Below are 17186 nucleotides of genomic sequence, written 5' to 3'. Positions count from 1 at the left end.
TGCGAGTCGTCGAAGTAGACGGACGCGAATGGCGCGTGGGCCTCCTGCGGCTTGCGGAAACGTTCAGACTCCATGTCTTTCGGGCGCCCGGCTGGTCGGGACGCAAACGCTAGTAGCTGCGGTCGCCTTCGCTGTTGTCGAAGAAGCGCCATTCACCGTCGGCTTCGACCTCCATGCGCCAGCCCAGCTCGTTGCCCTCGACCGCCTCGTCGGCGAACCACGCATGCGCCTTGTCGGCGCTTTCGATGTCCTTGGTCGCGACGACGTCGCCCGTGGGGTTGAGCACTCGGTAGGTAGCCATGCCCGGCAGTGTTCCCACCGGCCGGCGCCCTCAATCGGTGGGGATCTCGGCGGCGATGGTGTCCATCAGGGCGGTGTAGCGCTTGGCTTCCGGGTCGCGCCCCGGCTTGCCGCTGCTGATGACGCCGGCCGCCAGACCGCGTGCGGGGTCGGCCCAGATCGCGATGTTGACCAGGCCGAGATTGCCGAAAGCGTTGGGCGCGTGGAGCCCGAACGGGCCCCACCGGTCCGTCCCGAGGATGAAGCCGGTGCCCCACCGGGCCGGTTGCAGCCCGACCGCGAAATCCGGCCGCAGCCGCCGGCATTGTTTGACCGCGCCGTACATCGTCTCGGGGCTCATCACTCGCACGCCGTCGAGATTGCCACCGCGCCGCCAGATTTCGGCGAACCGGGACATCTCGTTGGCGGTCGACACCGTGTTGGACGACGGGATGATCGTGGAGAGGAACAGCGGGGTGTTGGTGATCGGGATCATCTCGTGCACGGTCCCGCCGATCGCCTTGCGGAAGATCTGCGCCACTATCGGCGGGAGTGGGCGCCCCGTCGCGTGGCTGGGCGCGACCAGGGGCAGGTCCTCTTTGGCGACACCGAAGTTCGTCCATCGGAAGCCGAGCGGGTCGAGGATCTCAGTGGCCAGGATTTCGCGGATTTCCTTGCCGGTGGCGGCGTAAACGATCTCGCGGACGAGCGGGCCCCAGGTCAGCGCGTGGTAGATGTGCACCAGGCCCGGCGGATAGATCGGCCGCAGCTCGCCCAGCTTCTGCTGCGCGTACTCGTGGTCGTCCGCGCGTTTGACGTCCGGCTTGGAGCCGGTGGGGAAGGGCAGGCCGGCGCTGTGGGTCATCACGTGCCGGATGGTGATCCGGTGCTTGCCGTGACTGGTGAACGTGGGGATGTAGTCGCAGACGCGGTCGTCGAGTGAGAAGACGCCGCGCTCGACGAGCATGTGCACCACGGTCGCGGCCATGCCCTTGGCCGCGGAATAGACGCAGAACGGCGTGTCGGTCGTGACGGGGATCTTCTCGGCGTCGGGCGGGTCGCTCGGGGCGTTGCCCCAGCCGTGGCCGATCGCGCGGTTGAGCACGACGCGCCCGTGCCGGCGGATGCACAGTTGGATCGCGGGATGGAAGCCGGCCCGGTACCAGTGCCGGGCGGCGCCCCAGATCCGGTCGACGGCGGCGCTGTCGATCTCGGTGTGGTCCTCGTCGCCGATCGTCGTCACGGCGTCCAAGTCGGCAGGGACGAGGATCTTGCCGTCCGGTGTCGTCGTCACCCCAGCGAGGGTACGTGGCCCCGGATCACTCCCCGGTGAACCGCGGGGGTCGCTTCTCGAATGTCGCCGCGATGCCCTCGGTCAGGTCCTTGGAGGGCAAGAAGGCGGCGTTCCAGGCGGCGACGTAGCGCAGGCTCTCCGACACCGCGGCGGTGCGCTGCTGGTCGAGGACGTCCTTGACGCCCTGCACCGTCAGGGGCGGGTTGGCGGCGATCTCCGCCGCGGTCGCGTGCGCGGCGGCCAGTGTGGCCTCGGCGTCGTCGTACACGTCGTTGACCAGACCGATCTTCTCGGCCCGGGCCGCGTCGATGTCCTTGCCGGTCAGCGCCAGCTCCCGCAGGTGCCCGTCGCCCAGGATCATCGGCAGGCGGGCCAGGCTGCCGACGTCGGCGACGATCGCCAGCTTGACCTCACGCACCGAGAATTTCGCGTCGGCGCTGGCGTAGCGGATGTCGACCGCGGAGATCAGGTCCACCCCGCCGCCGATGCACCAGCCGTGCACCGACGCGATCGTCGGGGTGCGGCAGTCGGCGACCGCGGTGATCGCGGCCTGCATGCGCTTGATCTCGCGGTGGAAGACCGCGCGCGGGCCGGCCAGCGCGTCGCCGGCAAGCAGCGGCGTGAACGAGCCGCCCATCGCGGGCACGTCCAGGCCGTAGCTGAAGTTCTTGCCTGAACCGGTCAAGACGATGGCCCGCACCTCGGGGTCGGCGTCCAGCGCCGCGAACAGCTCCGGCATCTCCGACCAGAACGCCGGACCCATCGCGTTGCCCTTGCCCGGCCCGATCAGCGTCACCTGCGCGACGTGATCTTTGGTTTCGACCGTGACGGATTCGTATGCTTGCGCCATATCGAGACCGTAGCGTGGCAAATATGGCTCCTGATTTGCGGCCCGGCCCACATTCCCCGCCCACCGACGAACTGCGCAGCGCCGAGGACACGCTCGGGGTGTTGCAGCGGGTGCTGCACACCATCGCGGCCGACGACCTGTCCCGGCAGACGCCGTGCAGGGAGTTCGACGTGGCGCAGCTGACCGATCATCTGCTGAAGTCGATCATCGCCCTGGGCGGCATGGTGGGCGTGGACATCCCCGAGCCCGCCGAAGGCGATTCGGTGGAGGGCCAGGTGATCGCGGCGGCCCGTCCCGCGCTGGACGCCTGGCACCGCCGCGGCCTCGACGGGTCCGTGCCCTTCGGCAAGGGCGAGATGCCCGCGAAGGACGCGTGCGCCGTTCTGTCGATCGAATTCCTGGTCCACGCCTGGGATTACGCGGCCGCCGTGGGGCACGAGCTCAACGCGCCCGAGCCGCTGTCCGAGTACGTGTTGGGGCTGGCCCGCCACGTCATCAGGCCGGAGTTCCGGGGCGGCGCCGGGTTCGACGACCCGGTCGACGTGCCCCAGGAATCCGGTGCGCTCGAGCAGTTGGTCGCGTTCACCGGCCGCAACCCGGCGCGGTAGTTCGAGGTCGCTGCCATCGTGGTGTGCGACTACGGCTTTCAGTGTGCACGCAGGGCCGGGTTTGGCTCCGATTCCCGCCCCGAAAGCACACTCGAGGCCCTCACCGCACACTCGAACGGCCAGCCGCAACCCGGGCCGCTAGGCCGCTACACCCGCTCGAGGTAGAAGTAGTAGTACCGGCCGTTGTCCCGGACGCCCTTGCCGTTCATGATCCCCATCACGGCATCGTCGTCGATCTTCTTGAAGTGGTCGTGCACGGGCTGGCCGTCGTAGACCATCGTCGCGGTGATCTCCCCGCGGAACTCTTCGAGCCACAGGCTGGCCTCGCCCTTGCCCAGCTCGACGTTCGAGAACTTGTTGCCGTCGGCGTCGAGGCAGACCAGCGGCTGCACGTCGCGGGGCGACGTGAACGTCTTGCCGAACCAGCCGGCCTTTTCCAGCTGGCCGTTCATCCGGTGGCCGGTGCGGAATTCGCCGCCCTTCCACTCGCCCAGCATCCCCTCGATCGTCGCGGGCTCGAGGCTCGCCCAGAAGTCGTCGAGCTCCGTGTCGGGGATGTCGCCGCCGCGCTCCTTGAACTCGGTGAACTGTTTGCGCGCCAAGTCCAATGGACTACTCCTTACGGTTCCGTGCGGGAAATCCAATCGCATGCGAAGTGCAACAGGGCGTCATTCTCCTCCACCGCACCGATGGTGACGCGCACCCCCTCGCCGGCGAACGGTCGCACCACCAGGCGTGCGTCGGCGGCCTGCTCGGTGAAGTCCGTCGTACGAGAACCCAGCGGCAACCAGATGAAGTTGGCCTGCGACGGCGGCAGGGTGAACCCGGAGTCGCGCAACCCGGCACTGACGCGGGTGCGCTCGGCGACCAGTGCGTCGGTGCGTGCCATCAGCTCGCCGGACGCCTCCAATGACGCGATGGCAGCCGCCTGGGCGACGTTGGTCACCGCGAACGGCATGACGACCTTGTCCAGCGCGGTGATCAGGTCCGGGTGACCGACCGCGTAGCCGACCCGCAAGCCGGCGAGCCCGTAGGCCTTCGAAAAGGTCCGCAGCACAACGACGTTGCTTCGGGATAGCGCGAGCTCCAAGCTGTTGGGCAGCATGCCGTCGCGGATGTATTCGACGTAGGCCTCGTCGATGGCGATCAGGATCTGCGGCGGCACGGTCTCGACGAAGCGGGCCAGGGCGTCCGGATCCACCACCGTCGACGTCGGGTTGTTCGGGTTGCAGACAAAGATCAGCCGGGTGCGATCGGTGATCGCGGCGAGCATCGCGTCGAGGTCGTGGGTGTGGTCGCTCAGCGGCACCTTGACCGCGGTCGCCCCGGACACCTGGACGATGGGCAGGTAGCACTCGAAGCTGCGCCAACCCATCACCACCTCGTCGCCGGCCGCGGAGGTGATCTGCACCAACTGCTGGCACAGGCTGACCGAACCGCTGCCGACGGCGATGTGCTCGGGCGCCACAGCGGAACCCAGGTGCATGGCCAGGGCCGCCTTGAGCTCGACGCTGGCGTTGTCCGGGTAACGGTTGACGACTGCGACGGCGCGCTCGATCGCCGCGTGCACGCTGGGCAGCGGACCGTATACGGTCTCGTTGCTGGCCAGTTTGATGGAGCCCGGCACGTTCTTGCCGGGGACATAGACTGGCAGTCCGACCAGTTCTGGACGCAAGCGGGCGGTCACTTCGACAGTTTATGTCGCGGATGTGTACGCTATGGCCGGTTCCGCGAGACCGGAAAGGGGTCGGGTACCCTCAAACAGTCCAAGGGAGGCGTGCCAGAGCGGCCGAATGGGGCTCACTGCTAATGAGTTGTCCCCCTCAAAGGGGACCGGAGGTTCAAATCCTCTCGCCTCCGCTGTGTCCTTAAGCGGAACCACGCAAGACAACTGAACACCGGCGCCCGTAGCTCAACGGATAGAGCATCTGACTACGGATCAGAAGGTTAGGGGTTCGAATCCCTTCGGGCGCGCTCGGCGCAGTCACACCGTGAACAGCGTTCCATAGCAGCAACATTCGGCCCACCTGGGCGCAACGCGTTTACCGAGTTGGTCGTCAGGGCAAGCTCGGAGAGTGTACGCCATCGCCTCGCTGCTAGCCGTGCTGGCGGTCTCGCTGCTTGTCACCAGGGTCGCGACCGTGGTGCTCGCTGCCTCGGGGATGTCCGGGGAGTCAGCGCGGTTCCAGGCCAGGTCGGCGTTCACCGGCGCCGGATTCACCACCACAGAGTCCGAGGTCGTGGTGGCGCATCCGCTGCGCCGCCGGGTGGTGATGCTACTGATGCTTGTCGGCAACGTCGGCTTCGTCGCGGCCGCGAGTTCGCTGATCCTCGGCTTTCGAGGCGGCGCAACGGGGACTTCATGGATGAGGGTCATTGTTCTGGCCGCGGGACTGATCCTGCTGGTATTCCTCTCCCGGAGTCCGCGGGCAAACCGCTGGTTGACCGCGCTGATCGGCCGGGCGCTGCGCCGCTGGACCGACATGGAGGGCCGGGACTCCGGCGTGCTCGCAGACCTCGGGGACGGGTACGTGGTCAGCGAGTTGGCGATCGCGGAGAACGACTGGGTGGCCGGACGCACGCTCGAGAAGCTCCGGTTGCCGGACGAGGGCATGCTGGTGCTCGGAATCAACCGGGGTGACGGCCACTACGTAGCGCATCCGGCCCCAGACAGCCAGCTTGTGTGCGGCGACGTGCTGGTGCTCTATGGCCACGCCGACGCGATCGCCGACCTCGATCACCGCGACGGCGACGCCTCCCATGCCCGGGCGGTGCAGCGGCACGCGGCACGCGGCGCCGCCCGCGGCTGACAACTCGGCGGACGCGGCCCGCTTTCGGGCGTACATTAAGGACCTCGGGCAAACAATTCAGTACCGCACGAACCATCGGAGTTGAGTGCCATGTCCCGTGTCAGCAGAATTCTCGCCGCCCTGATGATCGCTTCCAGCGCCTTGATGATGTCGGGTTGTGGTTGCACCACAACCGCGGGCGTCACCACTTGCACCTTGATGTAAGCGGTTCGCAATTGCGCCGGCTGCGGCGACCGGTCACGCGAGACTCGGGCGAAAATCCCTTCGGTCCAACGTGATTCGGGGCCGGCCGCCCGGGTTCCGAGCGCGTCAACGTCCCCCGCACGGCCCCCGAAGGGGTCGCGGCGAGGGGGACGGTGACCGATTGCGTGACGGTGCCTGGGCCGGTACGTCGTAATACCCGCCATACCCCGCGGCCTGCGTGGGTTCGGAGTAGTAGTCGGGTTCCTCGGGGTAAGGCGGCACGAGGGCAGATGTCGGGGGGTCAGGGTGCGCTCTCGATGAGACCCAACGCACGCTCGAACAGGTGCACCGTGGCGGCGTGCAACTGGTCGCCGACTTCTTTCTCGGCCTTGCCCGCACAGGCCCGCGCGAGCGTCCCCTCGATCACGATCCCCAGCTTGAAGCAGGCCAGCACGGTGTACCAGGTGATGTGCGACAAATCGCGGGTGGTGTTGGCCGCGTAGCTCCCGAACAACTCGTCGGTGCTGGCCAGCCCGTCCTGTCCGCCCAAGGCGTGGCTGAACACGCTGGATCCGTCGGGCTGGCGCCAGGTGGCCAGCAGCCAGCCCAGGTCCAGCAGCGGGTCGCCGATCGTGCACATCTCCCAGTCGACGATGGCCACCACGTCCGGACCCGTCCGCGAGAACATCACGTTGGCGGCGTGGTAGTCGCCGTGCATGATCCCGGGCGTCCACGTCGCAGGCCGGTGGCGTTCCAGCCAGCCCGACACTTCCTCGATGCCCGGGATCTGCGGCCCTGGGTAGCCGTCGTACTCGCTGTAGGAGTCCAGCTCCGAAAGCCAGCGCGGCACCTGGCGCTCCAGGAAGCCCTCCGGCTTCCCGAAATCGGCGAGGCCCACCGCGACGTGGTCCACGGCGCCCAGCTTGGCCAGCGCATCGGCCATCGACAGACCCATGCCGTGCCGCACGCCGGCATCGCCCGCATGCAACGGCGGCAGCCCCTCCCCGGCGTTGAACCCGTCTACCGGGTCCATCAGGTAGAAGACGGCGTCACCCAGCACGGCGGGGTCCTCGCAGGCGGCGATCAGGCGGGGGTGGGGCACGTCGGAGCCGGCCAGCGCGGCAAGGACTTTCGTTTCCCGCAGGATGACGTTGTTGCTCCGCGGACGCAGGTGCCGCGGTCCGCGTCGCAACACGTAGGGCCGGCCGGCCCTGGTGAACCGGAGCATGACGTTCTGGGTTCCGCCGGTGACGGCGGAGACGTCCTCCAGCGGGCCCTCGCCGAGTCCACGCTCGGACATCCAGGCCGCGACGGCGTCCAGGTTCACGGCATCCACGATCAGCCGATACCGATCTCGTCCATGCCAGCGCTCCTCCGCAACACTGTGGGCCGTCTGGGAAAAAGCGTAGGCCACGGCCCGGAACGGGCATCGGGGCGCCGACGGCTGGAAGAATAGTGTGCGCAACTAACTGACTTTCGCGCTCGGAAGGGAACTGGCGATGCCGCGTACCGACAACGATTCCTGGGATATCACGCAAAGCGTGGGAGCCACCGCCCTCGGTGTCGCGGCGGCGCGGGCCGCCGAGACCGAGAGCGAGAACCCGCTCATCACCGACCCGTTCGCGCGCGTATTCGTCGACGCCGCCGGCGAAGGCATGTGGAGCATCTACGCCGATCCCGAGCTGCTGGCCAAGGCGGTGGAGCTCGAGCCCGACGTGGGCACGCGCATTCAACTGATGATCGACTTCATGGCCACACGGACAGCGTTTTTCGACGAGTTCTTCCTGGGCGCGGCCGACTCCGGCGTTCGGCAGGTGGTGATCCTGGCCGCCGGTCTGGACGCGCGCACCTGGCGGCTGCCGTGGCCCGACGGCACGGTCGTCTACGAGCTGGACCAGCCCAAGGTCCTCGACTTCAAATCCAACACGCTGCGCGAGCACGGCGCGCAGCCGAAGGCGGGTCTGGTGAACGTGCCGATCGACCTGCGGCAGGATTGGCCGAAGGCCTTGCAGGAAGCCGGATTTGAACCGTCCCGGCCCGCCGCCTGGTCGGCCGAGGGCCTGGTCCGTTACCTGCCGGCGCAAGCCCAGGACCTTTTGTTCGAGCGCATTCATTCGCTCAGTGCCGACGGCAGCCGGCTGGCTTCCAACGTGCCGGGGGCGGGCTTCACCGATCCCGAGCTCGTCGAGCGCCAGCGCGAGGACATGCGGCGCATGCGGGCCGCGGCCGCCAAGCTCGTCGACTCCGAGGTCACCGATTTCGACGACCTCTGGTACCCCGAAGAGCGCACCCCCGTCGACGGGTGGCTGCGGGAGCGCGGCTGGGACGTCGCGACGGCGACGTTCGCCGAGTTGATGGCGCGTTACGGCCGCAGCGTTCCGCCCGACGCCGAGGCCGTGATGCCGCCCACGCTCTACGTGTCCGCGCAGCGCCGCGGCTAGGGCTCGAGACCGCCCGCTACCCTCGCCGTGTGGCTGATCGACCGGCGCGGGTGAGCGACGTGCACGAGATCGCCGGGTCGATGCCGCACGTTCAGCGGGTGGAGGGCCCGAAGGGGAACGTCATCTATCAAGTCGGCGGGAAGTCCTTCGTGTTCTTCCGCACGCCGCAGCCCGACGCGGCCGACCCGGAGACCGGCGAACCATATGCCGACGTGATCATGCTCTGGGTGGAGTCCGAAAGTGACAAGTTGGCGCTGACCCAGGATCCCGCGTCCCCGTTCTTCACCACCGACCGTTTCGATGGGCATCCTTCGGTACTGGTGCGGGCCGGCCGATTGGCCGAAATCAGCAGGACCGAACTGGCCGAGCTGATCCAGGACGCGTGGCTTTCGCGGGCGTCGAAGAGGCGGGCCGCCGGGTGGCTCGCGGACCACGCCTAGCCCGCCGGGCTCCGCTGGCGCACTGCCGAATTCACCCGGCGAATGTTTAGGCATAAGTCAAATGGGTAACTATCGTCCACGAGAAATATTTCTCGACCACATTGGAGGTCACCATGCGTGGCAGCGGAATCATCGGCACCATTGCCCTGGTATGGCTGCTCATCGGGGTCTTCGCGGCATGGCAACGCGATTACTTCAAAGGTGACTCGACCAGCTGTGTCACGGCGGGAAACATCGCGTTGACCGTCATCGCGGGGCCTTTGAATTACGGGGGCGTCAACCCGAAAGTCAAGGACTGCCATGTTCCGCAGCCCAGTTCAATGCCTGGTGTCCTACTGCCCCTCACCTAAAGGAGTCGTCATGATTGTCTTGGGCGTAGTCCTGCTTATTCTCGGATTTGTATTCAGCGTCCCGTTGCTGTGGGAAATCGGTGTCGTCGTGTTAGTCATCGGCGCCGTGTTGTGGATTATGGGCTCAATCGGCCGTCCAGTCGCCGGCCGGCGCTATTGGTATTAGCCACCACGCCGGAAAACGGGATCGCGCGACTGCTCAAGCGGTCGCGCGATCCCATTCACAGGCCACGCAAAGGTGGGGCATAGCGACGGCTCAGCGCGGTGCGCATACTGGAATCCGTGACCCAGCCCCGAGCCTCCGTCGAGCGGGTGGTCATGTGTCGCGCCGACGGCAATCCGATCAACGTCTTGGTCGTGGACGACGAGTCAGTCCTGGCTGAAATGGTGTCCATGGCGCTGAGGTACGAGGGCTGGAACATCGCCACGGCCGGCGACGGCGCATCGGCCATCGCGGCCGCCCGCGCCCAGCGCCCCGACGTCGTCGTCCTCGACGTGATGCTGCCCGATATGAGCGGGCTCGACGTCTTGCACAAGCTGCGCGAGGAGAACCCGCAGCTCCCGGTGCTCCTGCTGACGGCCAAGGATGCCGTCGAGGACCGCATCGCCGGGCTGACCGCGGGCGGCGACGACTATGTGACCAAACCGTTCAGCATCGAAGAGGTGGTGCTGCGGCTTCGCGCGCTGCTGCGGCGCACCGGCGTGACGACCTTGGACAGCGGCGCCCAGCTGGTGGTCGGCGACCTGGTGCTCGACGAGGACAGCCATGAGGTGACCCGCGCCGGCGAGCCGATCGCGCTGACCTCCACCGAGTTCGAGTTGCTGCGGTTCATGATGCGCAACTCCAAGCGGGTGCTGAGCAAGGCGCAGATCCTCGACCGGGTGTGGAGCTATGACTTCGGCGGCCGGTCCAACATCGTCGAGCTCTACATCTCCTATCTACGCAAGAAGATCGACAACGGTCGCGACCCCATGATCCACACGCTGCGTGGCGCGGGTTATGTCCTCAAGCCGGCTCGCTGAACGTCGGCGGCCCTGGTCGCTGCGGCTGCGGTTGCTGGTCGGGCAGATCGTCGTGCTGGCCGTCGTGTGCGTCGGCATCATCGCGGTGACCGAACTGGCGCTCAATCACCACCTGGTGAAACAGCTCGACGGGCAACTCGCGGGCACGTCTTTTCGCTCGGCGCTGATGTACCCCGAACCCAACCGCCCGGGATGGCGGCACGAGCACTCCTACTATCCGCGGCCGGGCCCGGGGCCCCGATTCCTGGACGCCCCCGGCCAGCCGGCGGGCATGGTGGCCGCGGTCGTCAACCACGGCAAAACCGTGGACGCCGGATACCTGACCAGCAGCGGGACCCGCGCCGCGCTGACCCCCGCCGCCCAAACCCAACTGGAACACATCGCTGCCAGCCGCGCCCCGGCCACCCTGGACCTGGACGGCCTGGGCCGCTACCGGGTGATGGCGGCCCCCAGCCGCAATGGTGGCGACATCATCGTCACCGGCCTTTCGATGTCCAACATCGACGCGACCCTGATCCGGATGCTGATCATCTTCGGGATCGTCACCGTGATCGCACTGGCGGCGGCGACGATCGCCGGGGTCGTCATCGTCCGGCGGGCGCTGGCGCCGCTGCGCCGCGTCGCGCAGACCGCCAGCAGGGTGGCCGACCTGCCGCTGGATCGCGGTGAGGTCGAGCTGCCGGTCCGGGTGCGCGAATCCGACGCCAACCCCGCCACCGAGGTCGGGCAACTCGGGTCAGCCCTCAACCGGATGCTCGACCACATCGCGTCCGCGCTCTCGGCCCGGCAGGCCAGCGAGACCCGGGTCCGTCAGTTCGTCGCCGACGCCAGCCACGAACTGCGCACGCCCCTGGCCGCGATCCGCGGTTACACCGAACTCACCCAACGCATGGGCGACGACCGCGAGGCGGTGGAGCACGCGATGAGCCGGGTTGCGTCCGAGACGGAACGGATGACCCGCCTGGTCGAGGACCTGCTGCTGCTGGCCCGCCTGGACTCCGGCCGGCCGCTGGAACGCGAACCGGTCGATTTGTCGCGGGTGGCGGTCGACGCGGTCAACGACGCGCACGTCGCCGGGCCGGACCATCAGTGGGAGCTCGACCTACCAGAGGAACCCGTGATCATCACGGGCGACGCGGCCCGGCTGCACCAGGTGCTGAGCAATCTGCTCGCCAATGCCCGGCTGCATACCGGCGCGGGCACGGTCGTGACCACGCGACTGAGCACCGAGCCCGCGCACACCGTGCTCCAGGTCATCGACAACGGCCCCGGCATCCCGCCGGCGCTCCAATCCGAGGTGTTCGAGCGGTTCGCCCGCGGCGACACGTCACGTTCCCGTAAGGGTGGCAGCACCGGGCTGGGGTTGGCGATCGTGTCCGCCGTCGTCAAAGCCCACAACGGGACGATCACGGTGAACAGCTCACCCGGCCACACCGAGTTCACGGTGCGGTTGCCACTCAACGGGTGGCAACCGCCCGCGCCCTCGACTAGCTAGAGCAGGTCACATCGATTTCGAACGGCTTGTTCACCGGCTGCATGGGGTTGGCCATGTCGACCCCGGTGGCCGTTCCGGTGATCTTGTAGCTGTTGCCGTTCTTCTCGGCGGAGGCGTTGCCCTGGCCGGTCCCGGAGGTGTAGCCGAGCGTCACGCCGTTCACGTTGCCCAGGCCAACGGACTTCACCTGCGGCGGGCTGGCGTCGGTGAGCACGGCGGCGATGCCGGTCGCTGCGCCACCGATGGCGATGTTGACGGTGCCGCCGGCGGAGGTGCACACAACCGAGCCGCTCACGTTCTGGTCCTTGCCGTCGATGAGGACCTTGGTTCCGCTGGCAGCGCCCGCCGAGGTGTTCACGGCGGAGCTGGTGCCCGAACCGCCCGAACTCGACTTGTTGCTCGAACATCCGGAAATACCGGCGGCCAGAATTGCCGCTCCAGCCACCGCGATCGTCAGTCCACGTTTCACGTGTTCTCCTTTGCCCGAAAAGTTGCGACCCTCGGCATTGAGGGCCGTTTGGCAGTATGCGGGTTAACTGAGCCGAAGATGTGGGGTTCCGCGTAATTTGTCTCTGTGGCGGTCGGTCGCTTGACCGGATGCGTCGAAGGGCCTCGGGAATGGCACGTCGGTGGCACTGTATTGGCGTGCAGCACAAACCCCCCACCGCAGTCATCGAGGCGGCGCACGGCGCGCACGCACTGCCGATGCGCGACGACGCGGACTTTCGCGACACCGATCGCGGGTTCATCGCCGCCCTGTCCCCGTGCGTCATCAAGGCGGCCGACGGCCGCGTGGTGTGGGACAACGACGCCTACTCCTTCCTCGACGGCCCCGCTCCGACATCGGTGCATCCCAGCCTGTGGCGGCAGTCGACGCTGGCCGCCAAACAAGGCCTCTACGAGGTGGTTCCGGGCATCTACCAGGTCCGCGGCTTCGACATTTCCAATGTCACGTTCGTCGAGGGCGACACCGGCATCATCGTCATCGATCCGCTGGTGTCCACCGAGGTCGCGGCGGCGGCGCTGGCGCTGTACCGTGCCCACCGCGGCGGTGACCGTCCCGTCGTCGCGGTGATCTACACCCATAGCCACGTCGACCACTTCGGCGGCGTGCTGGGCGTCACCTCACAGGCGGACGTGGACGCCGGCGCGGTCGCGGTGCTGGCGCCGGAGGGTTTCGTCGCGCACGCGGTGCAAGAGAACGTCTACGCGGGTCCGGCCATGGCGCGGCGGGCGACCTACATGTACGGCACCCTGCTGCCCCGCGGGCCGCAGGACCAGGTCGGCTGCGGCCTGGGCCAGGCGCCGTCGACCGGCGAGGTGGCGATGATCGTGCCCACCATCGACGTCCGCGAGACCGGCGAGAGGCACACCATCGACGGGGTGGAGATCGAGTTCCAGATGGCGCCGGGCACCGAGGCGCCCGCCGAAATGCATTTCTACTTCCCGCGTTTTCGCGCGTTGTGCATGGCCGAGAACGCCACCCACAACCTGCACAATCTGCTGACCCTGCGCGGCGCCCTGGTACGCGACCCGCATGCCTGGTCCGGGTACCTGACCGAGGCGATCGACACCTTCGCCGACCGCACCGACGTGGTGTTCGCCTCCCACCACTGGCCGACCTGGGGCCGGGAGAGCATCGTCGAGTTCCTCTCGCTGCAGCGCGACCTTTACGCTTACCTGCACGACCAGACGCTGCGACTGCTCAACCGCGGCTACACCGGGGTCGAGATCGCCGAGATGTTCCAGATGCCACCGGCGCTCGAGCGCGCCTGGCACACCCACGGGTATTACGGCTCGGTCAGCCACAACGTGAAGGCCGTCTACCAGCGCTACATGGGCTGGTTCGACGGCAACCCCGCCCGGTTGTGGCCGCATCCGCCCGAGGCCCTCGGGCCCCGCTACGTCGAGGCGATGGGCGGAATCGACCGGGTCGTCGGGCTGGCCCAAACGGCGTTCGACTCCGGCGACTTCCGTTGGGCGGCAACCCTGCTGGACCATGTGATATTCACCGACAGCGGCCATGCGGACGCGCGCGCGTTGTACGCCGACACGCTCGAACAGCTGGCCTACGGCGCCGAAAACGCGACGTGGCGCAACTTCTTCCTCAGCGGCGCAACCGAATTGCGCGGCGAGAACTTCGGCACCGCGACCCAGGCCACATCGCCCACCATGCTGTCCCAGCTGACCCCCGAGCAGATCTTCGACAGCCTCGCCATCCGGGTCGACGGGCCGCGCAGCTGGGATCTGGACCTCGCCATCGACATCGCCTTCGCCGACCTGGCCGCCAACTACCGGCTCACCCTGCGCAACGGGGTGCTCGTTCACCGCAAGGTGGCGCCCGAACCCGCGACGGCGACCGTTACGGTCCAGCTGGACAGCAAATCTCGGCTCCTGACCGCGGCGCTCGGCGACTTTTCCTCCCCGGGCCTGCAGATCTCCGGCGACCAGGCCGCGTTGCGGGCCTTCCTCGGTGCGCTGGACCAACCGGACCCGGGGTTCAACATCGTCACCCCGTGACGTCGATGACGACCTTGCCCAACACCTTGCGGTCGGCCACATGCCGCAGCGCGGCGGCGGTTTCGGACAAGGGGAATCGGGCACCGATGTACGGGCGGATGGTTCCCGCGGCGAACATCTCCGCTAGCTCCCGCATGTCGCGGGCCGCTTCCTGGGGGTGGTCGGTCATGAAGGTGCGTATCTCCATGCCGCGTACGCAGATGTCTTTGAGGAGAACGAGATTGAGCGGGATGGCCGGTATGGTGCCCGCGGCGTAGCCCAGTGTGACGAAGGTGCCGCCGCGCGCCAGCCCACGCAGCGCCGGCTCGGCGTACGGCCCGCCGACAGGGTCGATGACCACTCGGGCGGCGTCGCCGGTGAGCTCGCGGATGCGCGACTTCAAGTCTTCGCGGTCGTAGTCGACCGTCGCCTCGGCACCGCGTTGCCGGCACAGGTCCAGCTTCTCGGGGCTCGACGCCGCCGCCAGCACCCGGGCCTGCATCGCGACCGCCAGGTCGACCGCGGCCAACCCGACGCCGCCCGCGGCGCCCAGCACCACGACCCAATCCCCTTCTGCCACCGCCGCGGTCGAGCGCAGCGCGTGATACGCGGTGCGGTAGGTCACGCCGAAGGCCGCGGCCGCCGCGAAGTCGGCGTCGTCGGGCATGAGCGCGGCCTGGCCGGCGTCCAGCAGCGCCCGTTCGGCGAATGCCCCGAACGTGGTCCCGGACACCCGCTGTCCCGGCTCGAACGGCGCACCGTCGCCCGCTTTGATCACCTCGCCGGCGATCTCGTTGCCCGGTATGAACGGCGGCGGGATCTTGACCTGGTACTTGCCGGCGATGAACAGCACGTCGGGGAAGTTGACCGCGGCGGCGCGCACCCGCACCAGCAGTTGTCCGGGCCCGGGGACCGGCTCGTCGACGTCCTCGAGGACCAGGTCTTCCGGGGCGCCGTAGGAACGACAGACGACCGCGCGCATCAACTGACCCCCAAACCGCGTAGACAGAAACCCACCAGGTGCGCGATGTCGTCGGGTCCGGGCTGATCGACCGACCCGATGTATCGCCTCATGGACGCCGCGGTGCAACTGAACACCGCCTCGACGTCGCGCTCGACGTCCGTGCTGCCCAGCGCCACAACGGGCTTGACGAGAAGATCCCGTAGCGGCCGCATCATCTCCTGATCCGCCGCCGGCCAATCCGTGCGGGGTGACATCTGCCCGGCGGCCGCGCGGCTCATGCTGATCAGGTGCGGGTCGGCCACCTGCGCCAGCGTGCCCTCGATCCAGCGCACCACCTGGTCGCGCGGCTCGCTCTCCTTGGCCATCTGGTGTTCGAGGTAGGACACGACGATGCCCACCCCGCGTTCCATGACGGCCAGGATGAGATCGTCCTTGCCGGCGAAATACCGGTAGAACGCCTTGTTCGACGTGCCGGCCTCGGCGACGATGTCGCTCACCCGCGGCGGTTCGGGAGCGACCCGTTCCATGACGCGCACCGCGGCGGCCAGGATGCGCTCCACCTCTTCGGTGGCCTCCCGCTGGCGGTCGTCGAGCGCCCGCTCGACCGCCGCGGTCACCCTGCTGCTCACGGCGAATCGGGCAGCGCCGGCACCCGGTCGACGAGGTCGCCGTACTTAGTGCGCGCAGCCTCCCGTCGGATGTCGAGGAGTTCACTGGGCCACTCGGCGTCCTCGGCCTCGTATCCCTTGAGCAGCAGCCGCGCGAGGTTGACCTTGTGGGCCTCGGTCGGCCCGTCGGCCAGACCGAGCGCCACCCCGCCGAGCAGCACGTTGACCAGCGGCAGCTGGTCGGTGGTGCCCAGCGCGCCGTGCACCTGGATCGCGCGCAGCCCAATCGATTTGAGCACTTGCGACGCCAGGATCTTGCAGGCGCCGATCTCGGCGCGGGCGGCGTGCTCGCCGGCGGTGTCGATCAGCCACGCCGCGTGCAGCACCGCGAGCCGGAACGGCATCAGTTCGGTGTAGGAGTCGGCGATGAACGCCTGCACCAGCTGCTTGTCGGCCAGCGAACTGCCTTGAGTGAAACGGCTTTTCGCGCGGCGGGCCATCATCTCCACCGCGCGTTGGGCGAGTCCGATCGACCGCATGGCGTGATGCAGCCGACCACCGGCCAGCCGGGCCTGCAGGATCATGAAGCCCTGACCGGGTTCGCCCAGCAGCGCGTCCGACGGCACCCGGACCCCGTCGTAGTGCACCAGCGAATGCCCGGGTTCGTGCGGCAGCGCGCCGACCAGGTGGTGGGTTGCCTCGATGGTCAGGCCTTCGGTTCCGGCGGGCACCAGGAACGTCGAGGCGCCGCGGTGGACCGGTACGTCGGGGTCGGTGATCGCGACGACGATGAAGAACGACGCGACGGAGGCGTTGGAGGAGAAGTACTTTCGCCCGCTGATCACCCAGTCGTCACCATCACGGAAGGCGCGCGTGCGGAAGACCCGCGGGTCGGCACCACCCTGCGGCTCCGTCATCGAGAAGCATGAGAAGATCTCCCCGGACAGCAGCCCGGTGAGATAACGGTCCTTCTGTTCCTGGGTTCCGAAGCGGGCGATGATCTCGGCGTTGCCGGTGTCGGGTGCCTGCGTGCCGAAAACGATCGGCGCCCAGGGGCTGCGGCCCAGGATCTCGTTGATCAACGTCAGCTTGACGGCTCCGAAGCCCTGGCCGCCAAGTTCGGGCCCCAGATGCGGTGCCCACAAGCCTTGGTCGCGGACCCGCTGCTTGAGCGGGTCGACGATGCGGCGGCGCTCGTCGTTCAACGGCAGGAACTCGCAACCCGGGAACAGCACCTCGAGCGGCTCCACCTCTTGGCGGACGAAGTCGCCGATCCAGTCGAGCTTGTGCTGAAATTCCGGCTCGGTGGAGAAGTCCCAGGACATTGGCGTGCTCCTACTCG

The 17186-nt window shown here is 68.0% G+C and carries 20 protein-coding genes and 2 tRNA genes; 11 read left to right on the top strand and 11 right to left on the bottom strand.

Features of this window, described 5'->3' with window-relative positions:
* Positions 1–109 precede the first annotated feature (109 nt).
* Genes G6N51_RS17955 through G6N51_RS17945 form a run of 3 tightly spaced genes read right to left on the bottom strand, consistent with a single transcriptional unit; the run spans position 110 to position 2423 of the window.
* A complete protein-coding gene (locus tag G6N51_RS17955; RefSeq protein ID WP_083171784.1) occupies positions 110–301 on the bottom strand; it encodes a hypothetical protein in 192 nt (63 codons plus the stop codon).
* 30 nt (positions 302–331) lie between these two features.
* Positions 332–1573 carry a lipase LipE gene (gene lipE, locus G6N51_RS17950; RefSeq protein WP_083171783.1) on the bottom strand — a complete coding sequence of 414 codons (1242 nt, stop codon included), beginning with the start codon at positions 1571–1573 and terminating at the stop codon, positions 332–334.
* Between the two features lie 25 nt (positions 1574–1598).
* Complete coding sequence (locus G6N51_RS17945; protein ID WP_083171782.1) at positions 1599–2423, bottom strand: crotonase/enoyl-CoA hydratase family protein; 825 nt, start codon at positions 2421–2423, stop codon at positions 1599–1601.
* A 23-nt stretch (positions 2424–2446) separates the two neighbouring features.
* Here G6N51_RS17945 and G6N51_RS17940 point away from each other — a divergent pair, with 23 nt between their 5' ends.
* On the top strand, positions 2447–3031 hold the full coding sequence (locus G6N51_RS17940; RefSeq protein ID WP_174814327.1) for a TIGR03086 family metal-binding protein: 585 nt from the start codon (positions 2447–2449) through the stop codon (positions 3029–3031).
* Between the two features lie 146 nt (positions 3032–3177).
* Here the strand turns inward: G6N51_RS17940 and G6N51_RS17935 are convergent, their stop codons facing one another.
* Together G6N51_RS17935 and G6N51_RS17930 are read right to left on the bottom strand one after the other, a co-directional pair.
* Positions 3178–3639, bottom strand: a complete 462-nt coding sequence (locus tag G6N51_RS17935) for a DUF4334 domain-containing protein (protein WP_083171780.1) — start codon at positions 3637–3639, stop codon at positions 3178–3180.
* Positions 3640–3650: 11 nt separating this feature from the next.
* Positions 3651–4718, bottom strand: a complete 1068-nt coding sequence (locus tag G6N51_RS17930) for a pyridoxal phosphate-dependent aminotransferase (protein ID WP_083171779.1) — start codon at positions 4716–4718, stop codon at positions 3651–3653.
* Between the two features lie 84 nt (positions 4719–4802).
* On the opposite strand from G6N51_RS17930, the gene G6N51_RS17925 reads away from it, so the two are divergent.
* From G6N51_RS17925 to G6N51_RS17915, 3 genes are all read left to right on the top strand, one after another.
* A tRNA-Ser gene (locus G6N51_RS17925) sits at positions 4803–4891 on the top strand.
* Positions 4892–4932: 41 nt separating this feature from the next.
* Positions 4933–5005, top strand: a tRNA-Arg gene (locus tag G6N51_RS17920).
* A gap of 101 nt (positions 5006–5106) precedes the next feature.
* Entirely contained in the window at positions 5107–5841 is a 735-nt protein-coding gene (locus G6N51_RS17915) for a TrkA C-terminal domain-containing protein (RefSeq protein ID WP_083171778.1), read from the top strand.
* Positions 5842–5876: 35 nt separating this feature from the next.
* Here the strand turns inward: G6N51_RS17915 and G6N51_RS17910 are convergent, their stop codons facing one another.
* On the bottom strand, positions 5877–6026 hold the full coding sequence (locus tag G6N51_RS17910) for a hypothetical protein (protein ID WP_158086213.1): 150 nt from the start codon (positions 6024–6026) through the stop codon (positions 5877–5879).
* Positions 6027–6325: 299 nt separating this feature from the next.
* Positions 6326–7324 (bottom strand): phosphotransferase family protein, encoded by a 999-nt coding sequence (locus tag G6N51_RS17905; protein ID WP_232078564.1) that lies wholly within the window; start codon positions 7322–7324, stop codon positions 6326–6328.
* 199 nt (positions 7325–7523) lie between these two features.
* Between G6N51_RS17905 and G6N51_RS17900 the strand changes: the two genes are divergently transcribed.
* The 6 genes from G6N51_RS17900 (at position 7524) to G6N51_RS17880 (ending at position 11773) form a co-directional block, all read left to right on the top strand.
* Positions 7524–8465 (top strand): class I SAM-dependent methyltransferase, encoded by a 942-nt coding sequence (locus tag G6N51_RS17900; RefSeq protein WP_083171775.1) that lies wholly within the window; start codon positions 7524–7526, stop codon positions 8463–8465.
* 29 nt (positions 8466–8494) lie between these two features.
* Positions 8495–8905: an MmcQ/YjbR family DNA-binding protein gene (locus tag G6N51_RS17895; protein WP_083171774.1), complete on the top strand. Its 411-nt coding sequence runs from the start codon at positions 8495–8497 to the stop codon at positions 8903–8905.
* A 101-nt stretch (positions 8906–9006) separates the two neighbouring features.
* Entirely contained in the window at positions 9007–9255 is a 249-nt protein-coding gene (locus tag G6N51_RS17890; protein WP_082972912.1) for a hypothetical protein, read from the top strand.
* A gap of 10 nt (positions 9256–9265) precedes the next feature.
* Positions 9266–9421, top strand: a complete 156-nt coding sequence (locus G6N51_RS28780) for a DUF6131 family protein (RefSeq protein WP_090419013.1) — start codon at positions 9266–9268, stop codon at positions 9419–9421.
* 152 nt (positions 9422–9573) lie between these two features.
* On the top strand, positions 9574–10278 hold the full coding sequence (locus tag G6N51_RS17885) for a response regulator transcription factor (protein ID WP_067920214.1): 705 nt from the start codon (positions 9574–9576) through the stop codon (positions 10276–10278).
* Positions 10256–11773 (top strand): sensor histidine kinase, encoded by a 1518-nt coding sequence (locus tag G6N51_RS17880; RefSeq protein ID WP_083171850.1) that lies wholly within the window; start codon positions 10256–10258, stop codon positions 11771–11773. The genes G6N51_RS17885 and G6N51_RS17880 overlap by 23 nt, the downstream gene beginning before the upstream one ends.
* Here the strand turns inward: G6N51_RS17880 and G6N51_RS17875 are convergent.
* The gene (locus tag G6N51_RS17875; RefSeq protein ID WP_083171773.1) at positions 11766–12242 is read right to left on the bottom strand and encodes a lipoprotein LpqH; all 477 of its coding nucleotides are present in this window, start codon (positions 12240–12242) and stop codon (positions 11766–11768) included. The two genes, G6N51_RS17880 and G6N51_RS17875, sit on opposite strands and share 8 nt — an antisense overlap.
* A 170-nt stretch (positions 12243–12412) precedes the next feature.
* Here G6N51_RS17875 and G6N51_RS17870 point away from each other — a divergent pair, with 170 nt between their 5' ends.
* Entirely contained in the window at positions 12413–14293 is a 1881-nt protein-coding gene (locus G6N51_RS17870; protein ID WP_163750920.1) for an alkyl/aryl-sulfatase, read from the top strand.
* On the opposite strand, the gene G6N51_RS17865 is transcribed toward G6N51_RS17870, so the two are convergent.
* Genes G6N51_RS17865 through G6N51_RS17855 form a run of 3 tightly spaced genes read right to left on the bottom strand, consistent with a single transcriptional unit; the run spans position 14283 to position 17169 of the window.
* Complete coding sequence (locus G6N51_RS17865; protein ID WP_083171771.1) at positions 14283–15254, bottom strand: NADPH:quinone oxidoreductase family protein; 972 nt, start codon at positions 15252–15254, stop codon at positions 14283–14285. The two genes, G6N51_RS17870 and G6N51_RS17865, sit on opposite strands and share 11 nt — an antisense overlap.
* Positions 15254–15865 carry a TetR/AcrR family transcriptional regulator gene (locus tag G6N51_RS17860; RefSeq protein ID WP_083171770.1) on the bottom strand — a complete coding sequence of 204 codons (612 nt, stop codon included), beginning with the start codon at positions 15863–15865 and terminating at the stop codon, positions 15254–15256. Before G6N51_RS17860 ends, G6N51_RS17865 begins: the two co-directional genes overlap by 1 nt.
* The gene (locus tag G6N51_RS17855; RefSeq protein ID WP_083171769.1) at positions 15862–17169 is read right to left on the bottom strand and encodes an acyl-CoA dehydrogenase family protein; all 1308 of its coding nucleotides are present in this window, start codon (positions 17167–17169) and stop codon (positions 15862–15864) included. The genes G6N51_RS17860 and G6N51_RS17855 overlap by 4 nt, the downstream gene beginning before the upstream one ends.
* Positions 17170–17186 lie beyond the last annotated feature (17 nt).

The sequence above is a fragment of the Mycobacterium paraseoulense genome (genome assembly GCF_010731655.1).
Taxonomy (GTDB): Bacteria; Actinomycetota; Actinomycetes; order Mycobacteriales; family Mycobacteriaceae; genus Mycobacterium; species Mycobacterium paraseoulense.
The sequence above is the reverse complement of the archived record's forward strand: the minus strand, read 5'-3'. Positions and strand labels throughout refer to the sequence as shown.

Excerpts from the sequence above, each read along its gene's own strand:
- G6N51_RS17955 (WP_083171784.1), bottom strand. The coding sequence starts at position 301 with ATGGCTACCTACCGAGTGCTCAACCCCACGGGCGACGTCGTCGCGACC.
- G6N51_RS17945 (WP_083171782.1), bottom strand. The coding sequence starts at position 2,423 with ATGGCGCAAGCATACGAATCCGTCACGGTCGAAACCAAAGATCACGTC.
- G6N51_RS17940 (WP_174814327.1), top strand. The coding sequence starts at position 2,447 with ATGGCTCCTGATTTGCGGCCCGGCCCACATTCCCCGCCCACCGACGAA.
- G6N51_RS17905 (WP_232078564.1), bottom strand. The coding sequence starts at position 7,324 with ATGTCCGAGCGTGGACTCGGCGAGGGCCCGCTGGAGGACGTCTCCGCC.
- G6N51_RS17900 (WP_083171775.1), top strand. The coding sequence starts at position 7,524 with ATGCCGCGTACCGACAACGATTCCTGGGATATCACGCAAAGCGTGGGA.
- G6N51_RS28780 (WP_090419013.1), top strand. The coding sequence starts at position 9,266 with ATGATTGTCTTGGGCGTAGTCCTGCTTATTCTCGGATTTGTATTCAGC.
- G6N51_RS17885 (WP_067920214.1), top strand. The coding sequence starts at position 9,574 with ATGTGTCGCGCCGACGGCAATCCGATCAACGTCTTGGTCGTGGACGAC.
- G6N51_RS17880 (WP_083171850.1), top strand. The coding sequence starts at position 10,256 with ATGTCCTCAAGCCGGCTCGCTGAACGTCGGCGGCCCTGGTCGCTGCGG.
- G6N51_RS17865 (WP_083171771.1), bottom strand. The coding sequence starts at position 15,254 with ATGCGCGCGGTCGTCTGTCGTTCCTACGGCGCCCCGGAAGACCTGGTC.
- G6N51_RS17855 (WP_083171769.1), bottom strand. The coding sequence starts at position 17,169 with ATGTCCTGGGACTTCTCCACCGAGCCGGAATTTCAGCACAAGCTCGAC.